General features: G+C 68.4%; 23 protein-coding genes. 10 read left to right on the forward strand and 13 right to left on the reverse strand.

Features of this window, described 5'->3' with window-relative positions:
• Nucleotides 1-197 (forward strand): hypothetical protein (locus AC2SGK_RS10550; RefSeq protein ID WP_488323511.1); only part of this gene is annotated, 197 nt, incomplete at its 5' end.
• A 153-nt stretch (nucleotides 198-350) separates the two neighbouring features.
• On the opposite strand, the gene rpsI is transcribed toward AC2SGK_RS10550, so the two are convergent.
• The 3 genes from rpsI to AC2SGK_RS10565 all read right to left on the reverse strand — a co-directional run bounded on the left by rpsI (nucleotide 351) and on the right by AC2SGK_RS10565 (nucleotide 1,883).
• A complete protein-coding gene (gene rpsI, locus AC2SGK_RS10555) occupies nucleotides 351-842 on the reverse strand; it encodes a 30S ribosomal protein S9 (RefSeq protein ID WP_488323512.1) in 492 nt (163 codons plus the stop codon).
• A gap of 2 nt (nucleotides 843-844) precedes the next feature.
• Complete coding sequence (gene rplM, locus AC2SGK_RS10560; RefSeq protein WP_411837424.1) at nucleotides 845-1,309, reverse strand: 50S ribosomal protein L13; 465 nt, start codon at nucleotides 1,307-1,309, stop codon at nucleotides 845-847.
• A 130-nt stretch (nucleotides 1,310-1,439) separates the two neighbouring features.
• A complete protein-coding gene (locus AC2SGK_RS10565) occupies nucleotides 1,440-1,883 on the reverse strand; it encodes a PaaI family thioesterase (protein WP_411837425.1) in 444 nt (147 codons plus the stop codon).
• A gap of 72 nt (nucleotides 1,884-1,955) precedes the next feature.
• Here AC2SGK_RS10565 and AC2SGK_RS10570 point away from each other — a divergent pair, with 72 nt between their 5' ends.
• A complete protein-coding gene (locus tag AC2SGK_RS10570) occupies nucleotides 1,956-2,741 on the forward strand; it encodes an enoyl-CoA hydratase (RefSeq protein WP_488323513.1) in 786 nt (261 codons plus the stop codon).
• Here AC2SGK_RS10570 and murD read toward each other — a convergent pair.
• The 9 genes from murD to AC2SGK_RS10615 form a co-directional block, all read right to left on the reverse strand.
• Entirely contained in the window at nucleotides 2,738-4,135 is a 1,398-nt protein-coding gene (gene murD / locus AC2SGK_RS10575; protein WP_488323514.1) for a UDP-N-acetylmuramoyl-L-alanine--D-glutamate ligase, read from the reverse strand. The genes AC2SGK_RS10570 and murD overlap by 4 nt on opposite strands.
• A 27-nt stretch (nucleotides 4,136-4,162) precedes the next feature.
• Nucleotides 4,163-5,245: a phospho-N-acetylmuramoyl-pentapeptide-transferase gene (gene mraY, locus AC2SGK_RS10580; RefSeq protein WP_488323515.1), complete on the reverse strand. Its 1,083-nt coding sequence runs from the start codon at nucleotides 5,243-5,245 to the stop codon at nucleotides 4,163-4,165.
• A 4-nt stretch (nucleotides 5,246-5,249) separates the two neighbouring features.
• Nucleotides 5,250-6,620 (reverse strand): UDP-N-acetylmuramoyl-tripeptide--D-alanyl-D-alanine ligase, encoded by a 1,371-nt coding sequence (locus tag AC2SGK_RS10585; protein ID WP_488323516.1) that lies wholly within the window; start codon nucleotides 6,618-6,620, stop codon nucleotides 5,250-5,252.
• Entirely contained in the window at nucleotides 6,617-8,116 is a 1,500-nt protein-coding gene (locus AC2SGK_RS10590; RefSeq protein WP_488323517.1) for a UDP-N-acetylmuramoyl-L-alanyl-D-glutamate--2,6-diaminopimelate ligase, read from the reverse strand. Before AC2SGK_RS10590 ends, AC2SGK_RS10585 begins: the two co-directional genes overlap by 4 nt.
• A complete protein-coding gene (locus AC2SGK_RS10595) occupies nucleotides 8,113-9,942 on the reverse strand; it encodes a peptidoglycan D,D-transpeptidase FtsI family protein (RefSeq protein WP_488323518.1) in 1,830 nt (609 codons plus the stop codon). Before AC2SGK_RS10595 ends, AC2SGK_RS10590 begins: the two co-directional genes overlap by 4 nt.
• Nucleotides 9,939-10,295: a cell division protein FtsL gene (ftsL, locus tag AC2SGK_RS10600; RefSeq protein ID WP_488323519.1), complete on the reverse strand. Its 357-nt coding sequence runs from the start codon at nucleotides 10,293-10,295 to the stop codon at nucleotides 9,939-9,941. The genes AC2SGK_RS10595 and ftsL overlap by 4 nt, the downstream gene beginning before the upstream one ends.
• Nucleotides 10,295-11,257, reverse strand: a complete 963-nt coding sequence (gene rsmH, locus AC2SGK_RS10605) for a 16S rRNA (cytosine(1402)-N(4))-methyltransferase RsmH (RefSeq protein ID WP_488323520.1) — start codon at nucleotides 11,255-11,257, stop codon at nucleotides 10,295-10,297. The genes ftsL and rsmH overlap by 1 nt, the downstream gene beginning before the upstream one ends.
• A 3-nt stretch (nucleotides 11,258-11,260) precedes the next feature.
• Nucleotides 11,261-11,917, reverse strand: a complete 657-nt coding sequence (locus tag AC2SGK_RS10610) for a division/cell wall cluster transcriptional repressor MraZ (protein WP_488323638.1) — start codon at nucleotides 11,915-11,917, stop codon at nucleotides 11,261-11,263.
• A gap of 483 nt (nucleotides 11,918-12,400) precedes the next feature.
• Nucleotides 12,401-13,492: an Mrp/NBP35 family ATP-binding protein gene (locus tag AC2SGK_RS10615; protein ID WP_488323521.1), complete on the reverse strand. Its 1,092-nt coding sequence runs from the start codon at nucleotides 13,490-13,492 to the stop codon at nucleotides 12,401-12,403.
• 338 nt (nucleotides 13,493-13,830) lie between these two features.
• Between AC2SGK_RS10615 and AC2SGK_RS10620 the strand changes: the two genes are divergently transcribed.
• The 8 genes from AC2SGK_RS10620 (at nucleotide 13,831) to AC2SGK_RS10655 (ending at nucleotide 20,319) form a co-directional block, all read left to right on the forward strand.
• Nucleotides 13,831-14,058 carry a DUF1127 domain-containing protein gene (locus tag AC2SGK_RS10620; protein ID WP_411837435.1) on the forward strand — a complete coding sequence of 76 codons (228 nt, stop codon included), beginning with the start codon at nucleotides 13,831-13,833 and terminating at the stop codon, nucleotides 14,056-14,058.
• A gap of 600 nt (nucleotides 14,059-14,658) precedes the next feature.
• Nucleotides 14,659-14,874: a hypervirulence associated TUDOR domain-containing protein gene (locus AC2SGK_RS10625; RefSeq protein WP_488323522.1), complete on the forward strand. Its 216-nt coding sequence runs from the start codon at nucleotides 14,659-14,661 to the stop codon at nucleotides 14,872-14,874.
• Between the two features lie 49 nt (nucleotides 14,875-14,923).
• Nucleotides 14,924-15,706 (forward strand): 23S rRNA (adenine(2030)-N(6))-methyltransferase RlmJ, encoded by a 783-nt coding sequence (gene rlmJ, locus AC2SGK_RS10630; RefSeq protein ID WP_488323523.1) that lies wholly within the window; start codon nucleotides 14,924-14,926, stop codon nucleotides 15,704-15,706.
• A gap of 60 nt (nucleotides 15,707-15,766) precedes the next feature.
• Complete coding sequence (locus tag AC2SGK_RS10635; protein WP_411837438.1) at nucleotides 15,767-16,060, forward strand: FtsB family cell division protein; 294 nt, start codon at nucleotides 15,767-15,769, stop codon at nucleotides 16,058-16,060.
• 81 nt (nucleotides 16,061-16,141) lie between these two features.
• Complete coding sequence (gene pdhA, locus AC2SGK_RS10640) at nucleotides 16,142-17,176, forward strand: pyruvate dehydrogenase (acetyl-transferring) E1 component subunit alpha (protein ID WP_488323524.1); 1,035 nt, start codon at nucleotides 16,142-16,144, stop codon at nucleotides 17,174-17,176.
• 15 nt (nucleotides 17,177-17,191) lie between these two features.
• Entirely contained in the window at nucleotides 17,192-18,574 is a 1,383-nt protein-coding gene (locus tag AC2SGK_RS10645) for a pyruvate dehydrogenase complex E1 component subunit beta (RefSeq protein WP_488323525.1), read from the forward strand.
• A gap of 12 nt (nucleotides 18,575-18,586) precedes the next feature.
• Complete coding sequence (locus AC2SGK_RS10650) at nucleotides 18,587-19,921, forward strand: pyruvate dehydrogenase complex dihydrolipoamide acetyltransferase (protein WP_488323526.1); 1,335 nt, start codon at nucleotides 18,587-18,589, stop codon at nucleotides 19,919-19,921.
• 158 nt (nucleotides 19,922-20,079) lie between these two features.
• Nucleotides 20,080-20,319, forward strand: coding sequence for a hypothetical protein (locus AC2SGK_RS10655; protein ID WP_488323527.1), 240 nt, complete (start codon nucleotides 20,080-20,082; stop codon nucleotides 20,317-20,319).
• Between the two features lie 48 nt (nucleotides 20,320-20,367).
• Here the strand turns inward: AC2SGK_RS10655 and AC2SGK_RS10660 are convergent, their stop codons facing one another.
• Nucleotides 20,368-21,138: a division plane positioning ATPase MipZ gene (locus tag AC2SGK_RS10660; protein WP_488323528.1), complete on the reverse strand. Its 771-nt coding sequence runs from the start codon at nucleotides 21,136-21,138 to the stop codon at nucleotides 20,368-20,370.
• Between the last annotated feature and the right edge of the window lie 94 nt (nucleotides 21,139-21,232).

A 21,232-nucleotide genomic window follows, 5' to 3' on the forward strand; every position in this document is an offset into this window, starting at 1 on the left:
GTCTTCCCGGCCCCTCAAGCGTTCCCGCCTTCGGTGAAGCGGTGTTTAGGCCTCACCGCAAACCTGCGCAACAAGAAAATGACGGAAGAGATGAAGAAAAACGCAACTTCATGATATCTAATCAGGATATCACGGGTTGCCTGACCGCCGTCGACCAGGACGTCGTACCATGTTGGCACAAAACCATCGAATCGTGACGGGAGAATGACGGAATCAGGGTGAAGCGCCCGCATTCGAGGCCGTTCGGCTGAGACTTTTGGCGGGAGTGCCTGGACGAGAAGCAGTTCCGGAATGCGAAGGGGGCGCGGCTTTCGCCGCGCCCCCCTGATAGGATGGTCCTGAAACGAAGATCAGCGCTTCGAGAACTGGAAGCTGCGGCGGGCCTTCGCCTTGCCGTACTTCTTGCGCTCGACCACGCGGCTGTCGCGGGTCAGGAAGCCGGCGGCCTTCAGGGCCGCGCGCAGGTGCGGCTGGTGCAGCTGCAGAGCCTGGCTGATGCCATGCTTGACGGCGCCCGCCTGGCCCGACAGGCCGCCGCCCTTGACGGTGGCGTGCACGTCATACTGGCCCACGACGCCGGCAACCTCGAAGGGCTGCTTCAGGATCATCTGCAGCACGGGACGTGCGAAGTAGGCGTTAATGTCCTTGCCGTTGACGGTGACCTTGCCCGAACCCGGCTTGACCCAGACGCGGGCGACCGCGTCCTTGCGCTTGCCGGTGGCATAGCTGCGGCCATGCTCGTCGCGCTGCGGCTGGCGGTCGGTGGCGGCTTCGGTCGCGGCGGCGGGGGTGCCGGCCACGGCCGATTTCAGATCGTCCAGAGTTTTGATGTCGTCGGCCATGATCATGCGCTCCGGGTGTTTTTCTTGTTCAGGACCTTGACGTCCAGAACTTCGGGCTGCTGGGCCTCGTGCGGGTGCTCTGCGCCGGTATAGACGCGCAGATGGGTCATCTGCTGCTTGCCCAGCTTGTTGCGGCTGATCATGCGCTCGACGGCCTTGACCACGACGCGCTCGGGATGGGCGCCTTCCAGGATCTGGCGCGCGGTGCGGTGCTTGATGCCGCCCGGGTGGCCGGTGTGCCAGTAGTATTTCTTGTCGTCACGCTTGTTGCCGGTCATCTGCACCTTGTCGGCGTTGATGATGATGACATTGTCGCCCATGTCCATGTGCGGCGTGAACGTCGGCTTGTGCTTGCCGCGCAGGCGGTTGGCGACGATCGTGGCGAGGCGGCCCAGAACGACGCCCTCGGCGTCGATCAGGATCCACTTCTTCTCGATCTCCGCCGGTTTCGCGGTGTAGGTTTTCATCTGTCGTCCCTTCAGGGTCGTGTGCATTCGAGATGGGGGTGTATCGAAGATTGCCCCGCCTGCGTCAAGACCCGGACGCGCAGATTAAAGACACAAAATCAATGCCTTGAAAGATAGGTATTTAAATACCTCAACTTAGGCCGCTGATCTGGCCCGCATTCGGCGGAATCGAATAGGTCATCGAACAGCGCGCCACCGGCTGATCCTGCCCCTCTGAGCGGATCAGCGCATCGGCCACCGCCAGCACCCGTCCCAGCTTCAGCAGCCGGCAATCGGCCAGCAGATCGACCCCCGCCGCGGGCTTGCGCATGAAGTCGATCGAGGCGTTCGTCGTCACCGCCAGCGCCACAGGCCCGATCCGCGACAGGATCGCGCAGTAGATCGCCAGATCGGCCAGCGCGAACATCGACGGGCCACTGACCGTCCCGCCCGGGCGCAGGTGATCCTCGGACACGATCAGCCGGGCGGTCAGCAGCCCCTCCTCGGCATGCTCGACGCGATAGCCGGTCGCGACCTGCGGAAACTCGCGCGCCAGGAACGCGTTCAGCGCGCCCGCATCCATCATCAACGCCATGCTCTCTCCCTTGGGCCTTTACCCTCCGGGCCCGCGGCGCCTAGGCTTTCCGCAAATGCGGAGGAGATCAAGATGGACCAGCCGGTGACGCGACGCGACAGGGGGGCGGTGGCCTGCCTGACCCTGTCCAGCCCCACGACCTACAACGCCCTGTCGCAGGCCATGATCGACGCGCTTGCCGCGGCGCTGCACCAGGTGGGCGACGATCCCGCGATCCGGGTCGTGGTGCTGGCGGCGGAGGGCAAGGCCTTCTCGGCCGGGCACGACCTGCGCGCGCTGCAGGCCATGCAGCGCGACGGCGACCGGGGACAGGAGCGGATGCGCGATCTCTTCGACCGCTGTGCGGCGCTGATGCAGCTGATCCCCGCCCTGCCCCAGCCGGTCATCGCGCAGGTGCAGGGCGTGGCCACGGCGGCGGGATGCCAGCTGGTCGCGTCCTGCGATCTGGCGGTGGCGGCCGAGGGCGTGCGCTTCGGGGTGAACGGCGTCGCGGTCGGCCTGTTCTGCACCACGCCGATGGTCGCGCTGACCCGCACCGTCCCGCCGAAGGCCGCGTTCGAGATGCTGACCACCGGCGACTTCATCCCCGCGTCGCGCGCGGCCGAACTGGGCCTGATCAACCATGTCGTCCCCGCCGAGGCGCTGGAGGCGCGCGTCATGGCCATGGCCGACAGCATCGCGGCCAAGCCCGCCGCGGTGATCCGCATGGGCAAGGCGGCGTTTCACGCGCAACGCGGCCTGCCCCTGCCCCAGGCCTATGCCACCGCGGGCGAGGTCATGTGCCGAAACCTGGCCCTGCCGGAAACCGCCGAGGGCATCGCCGCCTTCCTGGAGAAGCGCGCGCCCGACTGGCCCTAGGCCAGCGCGCGGACCAGCCGGACGAAATCCTCGCCGCGCTTCTCGAAATTGGGGTACTGGTCGAAGCTGGCTGCGGCCGGGGCCAGCAGCACCGTGTCGCCCGGTTCGGCCTCGGCGCTGGCACGGGCCACGGCCTGCTCCATGGTCTCGCAGATCTCGTGCGGGGTCTGGCCGATCTCCAGTGCGAAGTCACGGGCGGAATGGCCGATCAGATACGCCTTGGCCACCGCGCCCAGATGCGGCTGCAGGGCCGCGATGCCGCCCTCCTTGCCCAGGCCCCCGGCGATCCAGCGGATGCGGGGAAAGGCCTGCAGCGCCTTGGCGGCGGCATCGACATTGGTCGCCTTGCTGTCGTTGACATAGCGCACGCCGCCGATCTCGGCCACGGTCTGACTGCGATGCGGCAGGCCCGCGAAACTGTGCAGCGCCGCCGCGATCTCGCGCGGGGCCAGGCCCAGTGCCCGGCAGGCCGCATAGGCCGCGCAGGCGTTCTGATGATTGTGCGCGCCGGGCAGGCCCTGGATGGCGCGCAGGTCGATCGACGCCGCCTGCCGGCCCTTGCGGTATTCCGACAGGAACCCCTTGCGGGCAAAGACCGACCAAGCCGCCTTGTCCAGCTTCTGCCCAGACGACACGCGGATCACCCGGTCGTCGGCCGGGCCCATCGACAGCTGCCCGGCCAGATAGCGGCCCTCGACCTCGTCCACGCCGATCACGGCGCGGTCGGGGCCGCCCTCGGCGAACAGGCGCCTCTTGGCCGCGAAATAGCCGCCATGGCCGGAATGGCGGTCCAGATGGTCGGGCGACAGGTTGGTGAAGACGGCCACATCCGGGGTCAGCGCGCGCGCGAGGTCGGTCTGATAGCTGGACAGCTCCAGCACCACGACCTCCCCGTCCTGCGCGGGGTCCAGCGACAGCACCCCCCGCCCGATATTGCCGCCCATCTGCACCGGGCGTCCGCATTCCGACAGGATGTGGTGGATCAGCGCCGTCGTGGTCGATTTCCCGTTCGACCCGGTCACCGCCACGACGCGGGGCGCCCGGTCGAATCCGTCCCAGTCATCCGAGGCATAGCTGCGGAAGAACAGTCCGATGTCGTTGTCCACCGGCACGCCCAGATCCAGCGCCATCGCGATGACCGGATGGGGCCTCGGATAGAGATGCGGAATGCCGGGGCTGACGATCAGCGCGCGCACCCCGGCCCAGTTCGCCTCGCGCGTCAGGTCCAGAAGGGTCAGGCCCGCGGCCTCGGCGCTGGCGCGCGTGTCCACGCCGTCGTCCCAAGCGACGACCGTCGCGCCCCCCGCGGCCAGGGCCGCCGCCGTCGCGGTGCCCGACCGCCCCAGGCCAAGCACTGCGATCGTCTGGTTCTCAACGCCCTGGACGGGGATCATGGCAGGCTCCTTGGGACTGTGGGTGGATCAGCGCAGCTTCAGCGTCGCCAGACCGATCAGCGCCAGGATCAGCGCGATGATCCAGAAGCGGATGACGATCTGCGCCTCGCCCCAGCCCTTCTTCTCGAAATGGTGGTGGATGGGGGCCATCAGGAAGACCCGCTTGCCGGTGCGCTTGAAGTAGAGGACCTGGATGATGACCGACAGCGCCTCGACCACGAAGAGGCCGCCGACGATGGCCAGGACGATCTCGTGCTTGGTCACCACGGCGATGGCGCCCAGCGCGCCGCCCAGGGCCAGCGACCCGGTATCGCCCATGAAGACAGCCGCCGGGGGCGCGTTGTACCACAGGAAGCCCAGCCCCCCGCCGATCAGCGCGGAGACGAAGATCAGGATCTCTCCGCTGCCCGGCACATGGTGCACGCCCAGATATTCGGTGAAGTCCACCCGGCCCACCGTATAGGCGATGATGCCCAGCGTCCCCGCCGCGATCATCACCGGCATGATGGCCAGCCCGTCCAGGCCGTCGGTCAGGTTCACCGCATTGGCCGAACCCACGATCACGATCATCGCGAAGGGCACGAACAGCAGGCCCAGATTGACCAACGTATCCTTGAAGATCGGCAAAGCCAGCTGGTTCGTCAGCGCCTCGGGGTGCAGCAGCGAGGCCGCCAGGCCCGCCAGGGCCGCGATGGCCAGGCCCAGCAGCATCCGGATGCGCGAGCTGACGCCCTTGGTGTTCTGCTTGGTGACCTTGGCATAGTCGTCGGCGAAGCCGATCGCGGCAAAGCCCGCCGTGACCAGCAGCACGATCCAGACATAGCCGTTGTCCAGCCGCGCCCAGAGAAGCGTGGAGAAGAGCAGCGCCGACAGGATCAGCAGACCGCCCATGGTGGGCGTCCCGGCCTTGGCCAGATGGCTCTGCGGGCCGTCGTCGCGGATCGGCTGACCCTTCTTCTGGACGCGGCGCAGATAGTTGATCAGCGGCCGCCCGAAGATGAAGCCGAAGAACAGCGCCGTGAAGAACGCGGCCCCCGCCCGGAAGGTGATGTATCGGAACAGGTTGAAGAAGTCCCCGCCCTCGGACAGGTTGCTGAGCCAGTAGAGCATGGCATTATCCTTTGTCTTGGGCGGCGCGGGCGCGCAGGGCGCCGACGACCGCCGAAATCCGCGAGGATTTCGATCCTTTCACCAGGACGATATCGCCCGCGCGGATTAGGTCGGGGGCCTGGGCGGACAGCTCGGCCGCCGTCTCGGCCCAGACGCCGCGCCGCCCCGGGGGCAGCGCGTCGAACAGGTGGCGCATGCGCGGACCCGCGCAATGGACCAGATCGACCGCGGCCATGGCCGGGTCGTCGGCCACGGCGCGGTGCATCGCGGCCTCATCGGCACCCAGCTCCAGCATGTCGCCCAGGATTGCCACGCGCCGTCCGCCCTCCAGCCCCGCCAGCGTCGCAAGCCCCGCGGCCAGCGATGCCGGGTTCGCGTTGAAGGCGTCGTCGATCAGGCGGATGTCGCCCAGATCCTCGACCGCGCCGCGCCCCTGCGGCGGCTGCCAGTCGGACAGATGCGCCGCCGCCTGCCCCAGATCGGCCCCCGCCGCCGCCAGCGCGGCCAGCACGCCGACCGCGTTCATCGCGAAATGCCGCCCCGTGGTGGGCAGGGTGAAGGCCAGCGTGTCGCCCATGATGCGCGCATGACAGGACAGCGCCCCGCCCTGCGGCACGATCCGCAGCGGCCGCGCCATGCCGTGTTCGCCAAAGCCCACGACCACCGCGCCCGCCCGGTCCGCGCAATCGCGCAGGATCTGGGTCACGGGCAGGTCCTCGGGCAGGATCGCGTGGCCCACGGGCTGCAGCCCCTCAAAGATCGCGCCCTTCTCGCGGGCGATGCCCTCAATCGCGCCGAAGGCCTCCAGATGCGCGGCGGCCACCGTGGTGATCAGCGCCACATGCGGCCGCGCCATGCGCGACAGGGGCGCGATCTCTCCCGGGTGATTCATGCCGATCTCGATGATCGCGAAATCGGTCGCGGCGGGCATGCGCGCCAGCGTCAGCGGCACGCCCCAATGGTTGTTGTAGCTGGCCTCGGCCGCGTGGATCATGCCCTGCCCCGCCAGCGCGATCCGCGCCATCTCCTTGGTCGAGGTCTTGCCGACCGAACCGGTGATGGCAATGACCCGGCCCGCCATGCGCGCGCGGCCCGCGCGACCCAAGTCCTCCAGCGCGGCCAGCACGTCAGGCACCACCAGCAGCGGCGCATTGGACGCCACGCCATCGGGGATGCGGCTGACCAGCGCGGCGGCCGCCCCCTTGACCAGGGCCTGCGCCACGAAATCATGCCCGTCGCGCTCGGCCTGCAGGGCCACGAACAGATCGCCGGGCGCGATGGTGCGCGTGTCGATGGACACGCCCGAAGCGGTCCATGCGGCCGTCACCCGCCCGCCGGTGGCGGCGGCGGCATCGTCGGATGTCCAGAGTGTCATATCCGCCCGTCCAGTGCCGCGACCGCGACCGAGGCCTGTTCGGCATCGTCGAAGGGATAGACGTCCTGCCCCACGATTTGGCCGGTCTCATGGCCCTTGCCGCAGATCAGCAGCGCATCGCCCGGCTGCAGCGCATCGACGCCGCGCAGGATCGCCTCGGCCCGGTCGGCGATCTCGGTCGCGTCGGGGCCGGCGCCGGCCATGACGGCGGCGCGGATCAGGGCCGGGTCCTCGGTCCGGGGGTTGTCGTCGGTGACGATCACCACGTCGGCATGATCCCGCGCGGCCTCGCCCATCAGCGGGCGCTTGCCCCGGTCGCGGTCGCCGCCCGCGCCGATGATGCAGACGATGCGCCCCATCACATGCGGGCGCAGCGATTGCAGCGCGGCGACCACGGCGCCCGGCTTGTGGGCGTAATCGACAAAGACCGCCGCGCCATTGTCGCGCTGCGCGACCAGCTGCATCCGGCCCCGCACGGTGGTCAGCTGCGGTAGCACGCGCAGGATGTCCTCGGCGCTGTCGCCTGCGGCCAGGCACAGGCCCATCGCCGCCAGCACGTTCTCGGCCTGGAACCCGCCGATCAGCGGCAGCCGCACGAGGTGCGCCTGTCCCATCACCGAGAACCGCAGGTCTTGCCCCGTCGCGTCGTACCGCTGGCCCAGGATGCGCAGCATCGCATTGTCGCCCGTGCCGATGGTGGTCAGGGCCAGGCCGCGATCGGTGGCGATGTCGGCCATCTGGCGGCCGCGCTGGCTGTCGATGTTGATGACCGCCGCCGCACCATCCTCCAGCACGCGGTTGAACAGCAGAGCCTTGGCCGCGAAATATTCGTCGAAGCCCGCGTGGTAATCCAGGTGGTCCTGGCTGAAATTGGTGAAGGCCCCGGCCTCGACCCGGACCCCGTCCAGGCGGCGCTGGTCCAGACCGTGGCTGGAGGCCTCCATCGCGGCATGGGTGACGCCCGCGGCGACCGCCTCGGCCAGGACGCGGTGCAGGGTCAGCGGATCGGGGGTGGTATGGGCCAGCTTCGCCTGATGATCGCCCTCGACCCCCATGGTGCCCAGGCTGATCGCCTTGTGGCCAAGCGCCTGCCAGATCTGGCGGGTGAAGCTGGCCACGCTGGTCTTGCCGCTGGTGCCGGTGACCGCCACGACATGGGCGGGCTGATCGGCGAACCACAGCGATGCGGCCCCCGCGAACGCGGCGCGCGGGTCCTCGGCCACGATCAGCGCGCCGTCCCATCCCGCCAGCGCTTCGGCGGCGATCTCGGCGCCCTGGCGGTCGGTCAGGACGGCGGCGGCCTGCATGCGCAGCGCGTATTGGATGAATTCGCCGCCATGGACCGCCGATCCCGGCAGGGCCGCGAACAGATGCCCCGGCTTGACCGTCCGGCTGTCGATGGACAGCCCGGTGATGCGCGGGTCACGCCCGCCGGGGGCGCGCAGCCCCAGCTGCGACAGCGTCACGTCGTCCTTGTCCACAGTCCCACCCGTCATTGATTTGCGACGAGCCTTACCGCAGCCTCCGCGCCGGGTTCAACACGCGGTTCGAACCGCGCGGTGATCGTCGGCAGGTTTTCGTCGGTGACCGGCTCCAGCCCCAGCAGCGGGGCCACGCGGCGGATCAGCTCGGCCGAGACCGGCACGACCGTGTGGCCGGCGGTGCGCACCTGGGTGCCGTTGATCGTGGTCGAAGGTTCGTCCAGCGCGACGATCAGCACGTATTTCGGGTCGCTGGCCGGGAACATCGAGGCGAAGGTCGCGATGACCTTGTTCTCATAGTACCCGCCGGCGGCGCGGGGCTTGTCGGCGGTTCCGGTCTTGCCCGCGACCTCATAGCCAGGAACCTCCGCCTGGCGGGCGGTGCCGCGGGTCACCACCTGGCGCAGCATGTCCACCGACATGGCCGCGGCGCGCGGCGACATGATCTGCTCGCCCTCGGGGCGCTGGCGGCCATGGACCAGCGTCGGCGTCACGCGCTTGCCGCCATTGGCGATGGTCGCATAGGCCACGGCCAGGTGCAGGGGGCTGGCGGCCAGGCCGTGCCCGAAGCTGACCGTGGCCGCAGTCACCGCCGGCCAGCGCGTGGGCACCAGCGGCTGGCCGGTGGGCGCCTCGACCATCTCGATGGGGGTCGGCACGAACAGGCCCAGCTTCTCCAGGAACTCGCGCTGGCGGTCCGGGCCGATCATCTGGGCGATGCGCACCGTCGCCACGTTCGACGACTTGACGATGACGTCGGTCACGCTCAGCTCGCGGCCGTAATTATGGAAGTCGTTGATCAGGAAGCGCCCGATGCGCATGGGCGCCTGCGCGTTGATGCCGCTCGCGGGGTTGATCAACCCCAGATCCAGCGCCTGCGCGACGGGAAAGATCTTGAAGGTCGAGCCCAGCTCGTACTGGCCCTGCACCGCGCGGTTGAACAGCGGGCTGTCCGAGGGCTCTCCGGTCAGCAGCGGGCGGGGGCGGTCGTTGGGGTCGAAATCGGGCAGGCTGGCCATGGCCAGGATCTCGCCGGTCGAGACCTCCATCAGGATGCCGGTGGCGCCCTTGGCGTTCATCAGCGTCATCCCGGAGGCCAGCACGTCCTCCATCGCCTGCTGCAGGGTCAGGTCGATGGACAGCGCCAGGGGCGCGCCTTCGTTGCCGGGGTCGCGCAGCCACGCGTCGAAGGCCTTCTCGACGCCCGCGACGCCGATCACCTCGGCACTGGCCACGCCCTCGTTGCCGAAGCCCGAGCCGCCCAGGATGTGACTGGCCAGATCGGCATTGGGATAGATGCGCATCTCGCGCGGGCCGAACAGCAGGCCGGGCTCGCCTAGGTCGTGGACGGCCTGCATCTGCTCGGGGCTGATCTTGCGCTTGATCCACATGAACTTGCGGTTGCCGGTGAAGTCGCGGGTCAGCCGCTCCTGATCCAGGTCGGGAAAGATCCGCGCCAGACCCTCGGCCGCGCGGACCGGGTCGATCATCTGGTGGGGATGGGCATAGACCGAATGGGTCAGCAGGTTCGTGGCCAGCACCCGGCCCCTGCGGTCGGTGATGTCCGCGCGCTGCGAGATGATCTGCGCCGACAGGACCTGGCCGCGCGGTTCGGAGGGCTCGCTGGAGGCCAGCGTGCCCATGCGCACCGCCACCGTCCCGAAGGCCAGCAGGAAGCAGCCCGCCATGACGATCAGCCGCTTCTCGGCGCGGCGCCGGGCGCGGTCCTGGATCTCCTCGTGGCGGCGGCGGCGGTTCTCGGCCTCGATGTCGTCGGGATTGTCGCCGCGTTCGCGGGCGCGCAGGATGCGGGCCAGGGGGCGCAGAGGGGTGCGGATCATGGCTGGGACTCCTCGGCAGGATCGGTGGCGGGCAGCAGGTCGGACATCATGTCGGGCGGGGGCGGCGGCTTGGGATAGTCGATCTGGTCCAGATCCATCAGCTGGCCCGATTCGATCGGCACCAGCTGCAGGCGCTCGAAGTTCAGGTCGACCAGCTGGCGCAGCCGGTCGGGCCGGTTCAGGAAGGCCCATTCCGCGCGCAGCACGCCCAGTTCCTCGCGCAGGCCGGCGATCTCGCGCTGGACCTGGGACATCTGGCCGATGGCGGCCTGGGTGGCATAGTTCTCGCGATAGGCCCAGAAGGCCATGCCCATGACCGACAGCACGCAGCCCAGATAGGCCAGCGACCGCATCAGCCACCCCCCGGCAGGGCCGGCATGGCTAGGTCCGCCGCATCGACCGACCCGGCCGCCGCATCGGTGCGCAGCCCGACCCGCAGCAGCGCGGACCGCGCGCGCGGGTTCACGTCCAGCTCCTCGGGATCAGGCCCGATGGCGCGGCGGAAGGGCAACGTGAAGGCGGGCGAGACCGTCTTGGTCACCGGCGCATAGCGGTTGCCGCCACCGCCCGCATCGGACCGCGCCTGCAGGAAGCGCTTGACGATGCGGTCCTCCAGCGAATGGAAGCTGACCACGGCCAGCTGACCGCCCGGACGCAGCGCGCGTTCCGCCGCCGACAGGCCCGCGACCAGCTGGCCAAACTCGTCGTTCACCCAGATGCGGATCGCCTGGAAGCTGCGGGTGGCGGGGTGGCTCTGGCCGGGCTTCGGGCGCGGCAGGCAGGAGGCCACGATCTGCGCCAGCTCCGCCGTGCGGCTCAGCGGGCGGGCCGCGACGATGGCACGCGCGATGCGACGCGCCGCGCGCTCCTCGCCATAGTGATAGAGGACGTCGGCGATCTGCGCCTCGGTCGCGCCGTTCAGCAGATCGGCCGCCGAGGGGATGTCACCGCCCATCCGCATGTCCATCGGCCCGTCGCGCATGAACGAGAACCCGCGATCGGCCTGGTCCAGCTGCATCGAGCTGACGCCCAAGTCCAGGACCACCCCGTCCACCGGCCCCCCGGCCAGCCGGTCCATGTCAGAGAACGTCCCCTGGACCAGCCGCAGCCGGTCGCCATAGGCGCCGCGCCACCCTTCGGCCATGGCGAAGACCGACGGATCGCGGTCGATGCCGATGACCCGGTCCGCCCCGGCCTCCAGCAGGCCGCGCGCATAGCCGCCGGCGCCGAAGGTGCCGTCAATCCAGGTGCCGCGCACCGGGGCCACGGCCCGCAGCAGCGGCGCCAGAAGGACGGGAATATGCGGATCGGCCATCGCTCAGCCTCCGGTCTGCTGGTCGAGGAAGGCGCGCGGATCAAATTCGGGGCCCTTGCTGGCGGCGAAATCCTCCAGCGCCTGCACGTCCTTGGGGCGCGAATCCGGGTGATAGACCTGGATGTAGTCGCCGCGCGATTCAAAGACCGTCTCGGTGCCCTCTCCAAAGCCCAGCTTGTCGCGCAGCTTCGCGGGGAGCACCAGCCGGCCCTCGCGGTCGATCTCGAGGTCGGTGGACTGGCCGTTCATCAGCAGCTCCAGCCAGCGCCGTTCCTGGCTGCCGCGGGTCAGGCGGTCGATCTGCTCGTCGATCTCCTCGATCGCCTCGATGGTGTAGAGCTCGATCCAGTTCCACCAGTCGGGGCCATAGACGGCCACCAGCTGCGTGCGTCCGGTGTTGGCGCCGGCAAAGGACGGGTCCCCGGCATCGAAGACGCGCCGCAGGCGGGCGGGGATCGACATCCGACCCTTGCCATCCACCTTGACGGTTTCGGTGCCTCTGAACTTTCGCGCCACCTTGCGCCCGCCCTCACTGTCCGCTCTTTCGGGTCGTCCGAAAGAGAAAGGGCGGATCGGGCCGCTGCCACTGCCCGATCCGCCGCCCTCGTTCCCGATTACCCGGGCCCCTTTGCGGGGTGGTTGCCGGCCCGCCCGCGCCACCTGGGGGAGGTGCTGCTCGCGCAAGGGGGCCGACTATGTTGGAAAACGGTTGCCTGTATGAACTCTGCTTCGCCTGTCAGGGGTCTTGGCGCCCCATTCCTGCCCGTTTTCGTGATCCGGTTGTGACATGGGATTTTACGGGAAGCAACGGTATTCTTGGGCCACAAGCCGTTATCCGCCACACCGATTGGCGGCCCGCGAATCAATCGACAAAGGCAGCGCGGGGCAAACCCTGCCACTTCTGGTAGCGTTGCCGGAAAGGCACACCATATCTAGAAGATGCGGCAGCGCAGCACTTTCCCGGCCAGTGGGGCGAATTCATCACAGTTCACGGCTATGCAAGCCGAAATTCCGCGCCGCCGGATGAATCCTGGTCGCCATTCTCACGGACGGTCACGAAATCGCGACCGCCCGTCCCGTGCTTTCCCAAGCTTCCCGTGATTTCCCGGGATCGGCCGCCCGCGCAGGCCGCGACCAGCCGTTTCAGGCGATGCCGCCCTGCACCAGCCGGTCGGCCAGCCGCGCATAGGCCTGGGCCACGGCCCCGTCGCCCAAGGCGACCGGCCGCCCCGAATCACCCGCCAGCCGGACCTCCAGCTCCAAAGGCAGCGCGCCGAGGAAGGGCAGGTTCAGCGACTCGGCCTCGGCGGCGACGCCGCCATGGCCGAACAGATGCGCCTCATGCCCGCAATTCGGGCAGACATAGGTGGACATGTTCTCGACCAGGCCCAGGACAGGAGTCTTCAGCTTGCCGAACATGTCGATGGCGCGGCGCGCATCCAGCAGCGCCACGTCCTGCGGGGTCGAGACGATGATCGCGCCGGTGACGGGCGCCTTCTGGCACAGGCTCAGCTGCACGTCGCCGGTGCCGGGCGGCAGGTCGATCAGCAGCACGTCCAGCTCGCCCCAGTTCACTTGCTGCAGCAGCTGCTGCAGCGCGCCCATCAGCATCGGGCCGCGCCAGACCAGCGCCTCGCCCTCCTTCAGCATCAAGCCAATCGACATGACGGTGACGCCATGCGCGTGCATCGGGTCGATCCGCTGGCCGTCCGGGCTGGCGGGACGGCCCGACACGCCCATCATCCGCGGCTGCGACGGGCCGTAGATGTCGGCATCCAGCAGGCCCACCTTGCGCCCCGCCCGCGCCAGAGCCACCGCCAAATTCGAGGTGATGGTCGACTTGCCCACGCCCCCCTTGCCCGACCCCACGGCGATGATGTGGCGCACCCCGGGGATCGCCTGCGGCCCGGCCTGGGGGGTCGGATGACCGCCGATCTTCAGGGACGGCGCCGCGCCCTGCCCTGAGACCGCCTTGGGAGGCGCGGCATTGGCGGGGGCGGTCATCACGATCTGGACCTTGCCGACGCCGGGCAGCCGCTCCAGCCGGGCGCGGGCCTCGGCCTCGACCGGCGCCATGGCGCGGGCGGTCGCGGCGTTCTCGACCTCCAGGACGAATCGCACCGTCTCTCCGTCGATGGTCAGGGCCCGCACCAGGTCCGCCTGACCCAGGCTGCCCCCCTGCGGAAGCGCGATGTCAGAGATGGCCGAAAGGATCGTGTCGCGGGTGACGGGCATGTGAAGAACCTGTGTCTTGTGTGCGCGGCAGCATGAAGCATAGAAGCGCGACCCTCAACACCCCCTGCGACAATCCGCACCACGCGGCGCTAACCGCTTTCAAACAGCCAAATTTTTGGCCCTGCAGCGTGATCGCTAACAGTTGTACTGTGTCAATTTTATGTCACTATTTCATTATGAAAGCCGACGATAGGTCAGCCTTGGCTATGCAATTGCTGCATGGCAGCATTACGAAAGCGTCGGTTGTGGATCGGGCCCGATAGCGCCATCTTCAACTCAACGAAACGCCGGGCCAATCCGGGAACGGCGCAGACGAGATGAACCGAAAGGATACGACAATGGCTGTTATCGCCCATGCCCAGAACGCCGCCGCCGCTTCCGGCCCGCGTGGCCGCCTGATGGCTGCGATCCAGCGGATGCAGGAGAACCGCGCCCGCCGCGCCGTGTACCGCCAGACCGTGCGTGAACTGAACGCGCTGACCACCCGCGATCTCGACGATCTGGGCATCAGCCGCTCGATGATCACCCGCCTGGCTCACGAAGCGGCCTGGGGTTCGAACCGCTAAGAATTCGCATTCCCGGCCCGTCCTCCTCCCTCGGGCCCGGGAACGGCGGCACCCCCTCCTCCTCCCTGGGGTGCCGCCCAAAGAATGCCGGGAACCCGATCCTCCTCCCCGGGTTTTTCAGGCAAATGCGGCGGCCCCGCTCCTCCCTCCCAAGGGGTCGCCGCACAAACCATAGCCGCCCCATCTGCGGCAACCGAATGCGCCGGGTCCTCTCCTCCTCCCTCCCGGATCCGGCGCTGGCGGTACGGCCTCTCCTCCTCCCTGGCCCTACCGCACCCCATACGCGGCCCCTCCCTCCTCCCTGGGCCAGCGTTCAGCGGCGACCTCCCTCCTCCTCCCTGGAGGTCGCCGCGCCCTCATCGCCGCCTCGATCGCGGCACCGGATACGACGGGCTCTCCTCCTCCCTGCCCGTTCGTTAGCGGTGGTGGCCTCTCCTCCTCCCTGGCCGGCACCGCGACCCATACGCGGCCCCTCCTCCTCCTTGGGCCAGCGTTCCGCGGCGGCACCCACCTCCTCCCTGGGTGCCGCCGCTTTTTCGTTTCAGGAACCCGACCGGCGTCATGCGGCTTGTCCCACGGATCATACCGAAGGGAGCCGTCATGCTGCGCAAGGGAACCAAGGTCGAATGGGACTGGTCGGGAAGCACCGCCTCCGGCACGATCGCCGAGATCTTCACCAAGGACGTGGAACGCACGATCAAGGGCAGCAAGATCAAGCGTGAGGCCAGCCCCGACGAACCCGCCTACCTGATCGAGCAGGAGGACGGCGCCAAGGTCCTCAAGAGCAAGTCCGAGATCCGCCGCAGCGACGATTGAGGCCAGCCCACATCTTTCCCCCGCGGCGCGGGCGGGATATGGCTGCGGGATGCTCAGCTATCAACACGCCTATCATGCCGGGAACCTGGCCGACCTGCACAAGCACGCGCTGCTGGCGGCCGCGCTGGACTATCTGACGCGCAAGGACAAGCCGCTCACCTATCTCGAGACCCATGCCGGGCGCGGCCTCTACGACCTCGACGCCCCCGAGGCGCTGAAGACCGGCGAGGCCCAGTCCGGTATCCGCCGCGCCGATGCCGAGGGCTGGCTGGGCGCGGAGCATCCGCTGATGCGCGCCCTGACGGCCATCCGGGCGCTGCGCGGGCCGCGGACATACCCTGGATCGCCGCTGATCGCGGGGCATTTCCTGCGCTTCGGCGACCGGGCGCATCTGGCGGAGCTGCACCCGGCCGAACATGAGGCGCTGCGCCGCGTGGCCGGCTTCGCCACCATCCACCATCAGGACGGATTCGCGATGGCGCAGGCCGTCTGCCCGCCCGAACCGCGGCGCGGCATGCTGCTGATCGACCCCAGCTATGAGGTCAAGGCCGACTATGCCGCGATCCCGCGCCAGATCGGGCTGATCGCGCGCAAATGGAACGTCGGCGTGATCGCGCTGTGGTATCCCATCCTGACCGATCACCGGCACATGGGCATGACCGCGCAGCTGATCAGCAACTTTCCCGACGCGCTGCTGTCGGAGGTGGCCTTCGCGCCCGCGCGTCACGGCCATTCGATGGTCGGATCGGGAATGATCGTCGTGAACCCGCCCTGGGGCCTGGCCGAGGAGGCCGCCCGGCTGGAGGCGGTGTTCCGCCAGCGTGCCCTGTGACGGGGGATTCCCCCGACGGTTGCGCTGTGGCATGATCGCCCGGCCCTCAAGGATTCCGCCATGCCGCAACGCCTCTCCATCGGAGCCACCGTCTTCCTGATCCTGACCGTGCTGGCGGGGCTGTATTTCGCCTATGCCGCCGTGCAGGGGCCGTCGGGTATCCTGCGCCGCATCCAGATCCAGGCCGAGACGGTCGAGCTTCAGGCCAGCCGCGACCAGCTGCGCGCCGAGGTCGCGCGGATGCAGAACCTGACCCGCCGCCTGTCGGACGACTATCTGGACCTCGACCTGCTGGACGAACGCGCCCGCGAGGTGCTGGGCCTGCTGCGCGCGGACGAGGTGCTGCTGCGCTGAGGGGCGGCATTGCACGGTCCGCGGCGATGCGCTACGGATAGTTTAACGCTGAACTATCCGCCATCCAGGAGGACATGCCGCATGGCCAGGAAACCCAGCCCCCAGCAGGAGGCCCCTTCGAACGTCTCGAAGGACGAGTTGCTGAAATACTATCGTGACATGCTGCTGATCCGCCGATTCGAGGAAAAGGCCGGCCAGCTGTATGGCATGGGCCTGATCGGCGGCTTCTGCCACCTCTATATCGGCCAGGAGGCCGTGGTGGTCGGGCTGGAGGCCTGCGCCAAGGAAGGCGACAAGCGCATCACCAGCTATCGCGACCACGGCCACATGCTGGCCTGCGGCATGACCGCCCGCGGCGTGATGGCCGAGCTGACCGGCCGCGAGGGCGGCTATTCCAAAGGCAAGGGCGGCAGCATGCACATGTTCAGCCGCGAGAAGCACTTCTATGGCGGGCACGGCATCGTGGCCGCGCAGGTGCCGCTTGGCGCGGGCCTGGCCTTCGCCGACAAGTATCTGGGCAATGACAACGTCACCTTCACCTATTTCGGGGACGGCGCCGCGAACCAGGGCCAGGTCTATGAGACCTACAACATGGCCGAGCTGTGGGACCTGCCGGTCGTCTTCGTGATCGAGAACAACCAGTACGCGATGGGCACCAGCGTCAAGCGGTCTACGAAATCGACCACCTTCTTCGGTCGCGGCGAGGCCTTCGGCATTCCCGGAGAGCAGGTGGACGGCATGGACGTGCTGGCCGTCAAGGCCGCCGGAGAGAAGGCCGTGGCGCATTGCCGCGCGGGCAAGGGCCCCTACATCCTGGAGGTCATGACCTATCGCTATCGCGGGCACTCGATGTCGGACCCGGCCAAGTACCGGACCCGCGAGGAGGTCCAGAAGATGCGCGACGAGCGCGACCCGATCGAGAACATCCGCGAGATGCTGCTGACCGGCAAGCATGCGACCGAGGAGGATCTCAAGGCGCTGGACAAGGAAATCAAGGACATCGTCAACGATTCCGCCGAGTTCGCCAAGGAGAGCCCCGAGCCCGCGCTCGAGGAGCTGTGGACCGACATCTATGCCGACGACCTGCCCCAGGGCAGCGCCGAAGAACACGCCTGAGGGGGATGACATCACATGGCAACCGAAATCCTGATGCCTGCCCTGTCGCCGACCATGGAGGAAGGCACGCTTGCGAAATGGCTGAAGAAGGAAGGTGACACGGTCAAGTCCGGCGACATCATCGCCGAGATCGAGACCGACAAGGCCACGATGGAGTTCGAGGCCGTCGACGAGGGGATCATGGGCAAGATCCTGGTGGCCGAGGGCACCCAGGGCGTGGCCGTGAACACCCCCATCGCCGTCCTGGTCGAGGAGGGCGAGGATGCCGACGCGGCCCCCGCCCCCAAGGCCGAGGCCAAGCCCACTGATGCCGCGCCGAAGAAGGACGAGGGCGCCCAGCCCGGCGAATCCGCCATCGAAGAGGTCGTGACCCCGCAGCCCAAGCCCCGCAGCCCCGACTGGCCCGAGGGTACCAAGATGAAGACCATGACCGTGCGGGAAGCCCTGCGCGAGGCCATGGCCGAGGAGATGGACCGCGACGAGACCGTCTTCCTGATGGGCGAGGAGGTGGGCGAATACCAGGGCGCCTACAAGATCAGCCAGGGCCTGCTGGAGAAGTTCGGCCCCCGCCGTGTCGTGGACACGCCCATTTCCGAGATCGGCTTTGCCGGCATCGGCACCGGGGCGGCGCTGGCCGGCCTGCGCCCGATCGTGGAGTTCATGACCTTCAACTTCGCCATGCAGGCGATCGACCACATCATCAACTCGGCCGCCAAGACGCTGTACATGTCCGGCGGCCAGATGGGCTGTCCGATCGTGTTCCGCGGCCCGAACGGCGCCGCCGCCCGCGTGGGCGCGCAGCACAGCCAGGACTATGCCGCCTGGTATGCGGCCATTCCGGGCCTCAAGGTCGTGATGCCCTACAGCGCGGCCGATGCGAAGGGCCTGATGAAGACCGCCATCCGCGACGCGAACCCGGTGATCTTCCTGGAGAACGAGATCCTCTATGGCCGCAGCTTCGAGGTGCCGGACCTGGAGGATTTCACCATCCCCTTCGGCAAGGCCAACACGGTGCGTTCGGGCGATGACGTGACTCTGGTCAGCTTCGGCATCGGCGTGGCCCATGCGCTGGAGGCCGCCAAGACGCTGGCCGAGCAGGGCATCGAGGCCGACGTGATCGACCTGCGCACCCTGCGGCCGCTGGACTATGACGCGATCCTGCAATCGGTCAAGCGCACCAACCGCTGCGTGACCGTCGAGGAGGGCTTCCCCGTGGGCGCCATCGGCAACCACATCTCGGCCTGGCTGATGGAGAACGCGTTCGACCATCTGGACGCGCCGGTCATCAACTGCACCGGCAAGGACGTGCCGATGCCCTATGCCGCCAACCTGGAAAAGCACGCGCTGATCACGCCCGCCGAGATCGTCGAAGCCGTGAAAAAAGTCACCTACAAGTAAGGGAGCTGCGCGATGCCCACGGAAATCCTGATGCCCGCCCTCTCCCCGACCATGGAGGAGGGCACGCTGGCCAAGTGGCTGGTCAAGGAAGGCGACGAAGTGAAATCCGGCGACGTGATCGCCGAGATCGAGACCGACAAGGCCACCATGGAGTTCGAGGCGGTCGACGAAGGCCGCATCGGCAAGATCCTGATCGCCGAGGGCACCTCGGCGGTCAAGGTCAACACCGCCATCGCGGTGCTGCTGGAGGATGGCGAGGAGGCGGACGACATCAAGGCGCCCAAGCCCGCCGCCGCGCCCAAGGCGGATGCCGAGCCCGCCCCGGCCGAGAAGGGCTATGGCGGCCCGATCGGCGCGCCGGTTGCGGGTGACGCGAAGGCCGATGACGCGAAGGTCGACGGGTCCAAGGGCGACCGGGTCTTCGCCTCGCCCCTTGCGCGGCGCATCGCCAAGGACAAGGGTCTGGACCTGAGCCAGATCCAGGGCAGCGGCCCGCATGGCCGCATCGTCAAGGCCGATGTCGAGAACGCGCAGCCCGGTGCCGCCAAGCCCGCCGCAGCCGCCGCTCCGTCCGAGGCCAAGGCAGCCCCGGCTCCTGCCGCCGCCGCAGCCCCCAAGGCCCCGTCGGCCGATGCGATCCTCAAGATGTATGCCGACCGCGAGACCGAGGAGGTCGCGCTGGACGGCATGCGCCGCACCATCGCCGCCCGCCTGTCCGAGGCCAAGCAGACCATCCCGCATTTCTACCTGCGCCGCTCGGCCAAGCTGGATGCGCTGATGGAGTTCCGCGCCACGCTGAACAAGCAGCTGGAGGCCCGCGGCGTCAAGCTGTCGGTCAACGACTTCATCATCAAGGCCTGCGCCCTGGCGCTGCAGCAGGTGCCGGACGCGAACGCGGTCTGGGCGGGGGATCGAATTCTCAAGCTCAAGCCGTCGGACGTGGCCGTGGCCGTTGCCATCGAGGGCGGGCTGTTCACGCCGGTGCTGAAGGACGCGCATCAGAAGACCCTGTCGGCGCTGTCGGCGCAGATGAAGGACCTGGCCGCGCGCGCCAAGTCCAAGAAGCTGGCCCCGCATGAATACCAGGGCGGCAGCTTCGCGATCAGCAACCTGGGCATGTTCGGCATCGAGAACTTCGACGCGGTCATCAACCCGCCGCATGGCGCGATTTTGGCTGTGGGTGCGGGCATCCCCACCCCCGTGGTCGAGAAGGGCGAGGTCGTGGTCCGCAACGTCATGTCGATGACGCTGTCGGTCGATCACCGCGTGATCGACGGTGCGCTTGGTGCCCAGTTGCTGGAGGCCATCGTGCAGCATCTGGAGAACCCGGTGGGCATGCTGGCCTGACGGGCCGATGCGCGGCATTCTCCTTAAAGACATCTCGACAGGGACGGCGGCGCTGGACTAGCGTCGCCGTCGGTGCATTCGGGCGGGTCGGGAGGACCGTGGCGTGCCCACCTGCCACCGGAACCGCGGGTAACCGCCCATGGAAGGGATGATTTTCGATGTTGCGTATTGTTTCCGCCTGCGCGCTGTCCGCCGCGCTACTGGCCGCCTGCTCACCCGTCAATTTCGAGAGCGAGCCGGTCGCCGTCCAGACCCCCAACGGCACCGTCACCTGTCAGCTTTATACGCGCGGCATGACCGATTGGGACCGTTCGATCAGCCGTCCCGACACCATGTCGGTGGAGGTCGCCGATTCCTTCTGCCGCCGCGAAGGTCAACGTCTGCAGGGCGCCGCCTGACATCGGGTGCGTCCCCGGCCCGCCACGCGCGGGACGGGGCGCATCGCGTCAGAACGTGACCGCGACACCCGGCAGGCGCAACTCTCCGATCAGGTCGCGCAACTCCTGACGGGCGGCGATGTGGGATATGCTCATCGTCTCGGTCCCCGCATCCTTCAGGTCCAGAAGCGTCAGCCCGTTGGGAAACAGCTCGCGGAAGATCACGCGTTCCGAGAACCCCGGCGAGACGCGAAAGCCGATCCGCTTGGACAGGGCCGCCAGCGCGCCGCCGACCTTGCGCTTGTTGTGCATCTGCTGGGTGCCCAGACGGTTGCGCAGCACCAGCCAGTCGATCGGCCCCGCTCCGGCTTGCGCGCGCAGCTGGCGGGCGTTCCACACCATCTCGGCATAGATCGACGGGCCCAGCACCTCGCCTTCGGGCGAGAGCCGCGCCAGAAGATCGAAATCCACGAAGCTGTCGTTCAGCGGCGTGATCAGCGTGTCGGCCACGGTATGCGCCATCTGGCTCAGCTTCGTGTGCGATCCGGGACAGTCCAGCAGGATGAAGTCGCATTGCCGCTCCAGCAGCTCCAGCGCCGGGGTCAGCGGGTCCGGCCCCTCGCCCAGCTGCGCCATGACCGGCATGGGCAGCTCGATCCCGCGCCGGGCGCGAAACGCCGCACGGTTCTCCAGATACCGCCCGAAGCTGCGCTGGCGGACATCCAGGTCCAGGCCCCCGACGCGATGCCCCATCCGCGCCAAGGCCGTGGCCACATGCATCGAGGTGGTGGACTTGCCTGAGCCGCCCTTCTCGTTTCCGACGACGATGATATGCGCCACTGGCCGCCTCTTGTCCTGTCCCTGGGGGCGACCGTAGCGGCGGCGCAAGCCGATGGGAACCCGCCCGGATCGGCGGGCGCAGGGGTGTCACCCC

Source organism: Paracoccus sp. NIOT.M2S5SZ12 (genome assembly GCF_057748165.1).

What these genes read in the sequence shown, in the direction of transcription:
- AC2SGK_RS10590 (WP_488323517.1), bottom strand. Translation starts at nt 8,116, where the DNA reads ATGACGGGTGGGACTGTGGACAAGGACGACGTGACGCTGTCGCAGCTG.
- rsmH (WP_488323520.1), bottom strand. Translation starts at nt 11,257, where the DNA reads ATGGCCGATCCGCATATTCCCGTCCTTCTGGCGCCGCTGCTGCGGGCC.
- AC2SGK_RS10570 (WP_488323513.1), top strand. Translation starts at nt 1,956, where the DNA reads ATGGACCAGCCGGTGACGCGACGCGACAGGGGGGCGGTGGCCTGCCTG.
- rpsI (WP_488323512.1), bottom strand. Translation starts at nt 842, where the DNA reads ATGGCCGACGACATCAAAACTCTGGACGATCTGAAATCGGCCGTGGCC.
- mraY (WP_488323515.1), bottom strand. Translation starts at nt 5,245, where the DNA reads ATGCTCTACTGGCTCAGCAACCTGTCCGAGGGCGGGGACTTCTTCAAC.
- AC2SGK_RS10595 (WP_488323518.1), bottom strand. Translation starts at nt 9,942, where the DNA reads ATGATCCGCACCCCTCTGCGCCCCCTGGCCCGCATCCTGCGCGCCCGC.
- AC2SGK_RS10645 (WP_488323525.1), top strand. Translation starts at nt 17,192, where the DNA reads ATGGCAACCGAAATCCTGATGCCTGCCCTGTCGCCGACCATGGAGGAA.
- rlmJ (WP_488323523.1), top strand. Translation starts at nt 14,924, where the DNA reads ATGCTCAGCTATCAACACGCCTATCATGCCGGGAACCTGGCCGACCTG.
- ftsL (WP_488323519.1), bottom strand. Translation starts at nt 10,295, where the DNA reads ATGCGGTCGCTGGCCTATCTGGGCTGCGTGCTGTCGGTCATGGGCATG.
- rplM (WP_411837424.1), bottom strand. Translation starts at nt 1,309, where the DNA reads ATGAAAACCTACACCGCGAAACCGGCGGAGATCGAGAAGAAGTGGATC.
- AC2SGK_RS10635 (WP_411837438.1), top strand. Translation starts at nt 15,767, where the DNA reads ATGCCGCAACGCCTCTCCATCGGAGCCACCGTCTTCCTGATCCTGACC.
- murD (WP_488323514.1), bottom strand. Translation starts at nt 4,135, where the DNA reads ATGATCCCCGTCCAGGGCGTTGAGAACCAGACGATCGCAGTGCTTGGC.
- AC2SGK_RS10655 (WP_488323527.1), top strand. Translation starts at nt 20,080, where the DNA reads ATGTTGCGTATTGTTTCCGCCTGCGCGCTGTCCGCCGCGCTACTGGCC.
- pdhA (WP_488323524.1), top strand. Translation starts at nt 16,142, where the DNA reads ATGGCCAGGAAACCCAGCCCCCAGCAGGAGGCCCCTTCGAACGTCTCG.
- AC2SGK_RS10625 (WP_488323522.1), top strand. Translation starts at nt 14,659, where the DNA reads ATGCTGCGCAAGGGAACCAAGGTCGAATGGGACTGGTCGGGAAGCACC.
- AC2SGK_RS10585 (WP_488323516.1), bottom strand. Translation starts at nt 6,620, where the DNA reads ATGACACTCTGGACATCCGACGATGCCGCCGCCGCCACCGGCGGGCGG.
- AC2SGK_RS10650 (WP_488323526.1), top strand. Translation starts at nt 18,587, where the DNA reads ATGCCCACGGAAATCCTGATGCCCGCCCTCTCCCCGACCATGGAGGAG.
- AC2SGK_RS10565 (WP_411837425.1), bottom strand. Translation starts at nt 1,883, where the DNA reads ATGGCGTTGATGATGGATGCGGGCGCGCTGAACGCGTTCCTGGCGCGC.
- AC2SGK_RS10620 (WP_411837435.1), top strand. Translation starts at nt 13,831, where the DNA reads ATGGCTGTTATCGCCCATGCCCAGAACGCCGCCGCCGCTTCCGGCCCG.
- AC2SGK_RS10615 (WP_488323521.1), bottom strand. Translation starts at nt 13,492, where the DNA reads ATGCCCGTCACCCGCGACACGATCCTTTCGGCCATCTCTGACATCGCG.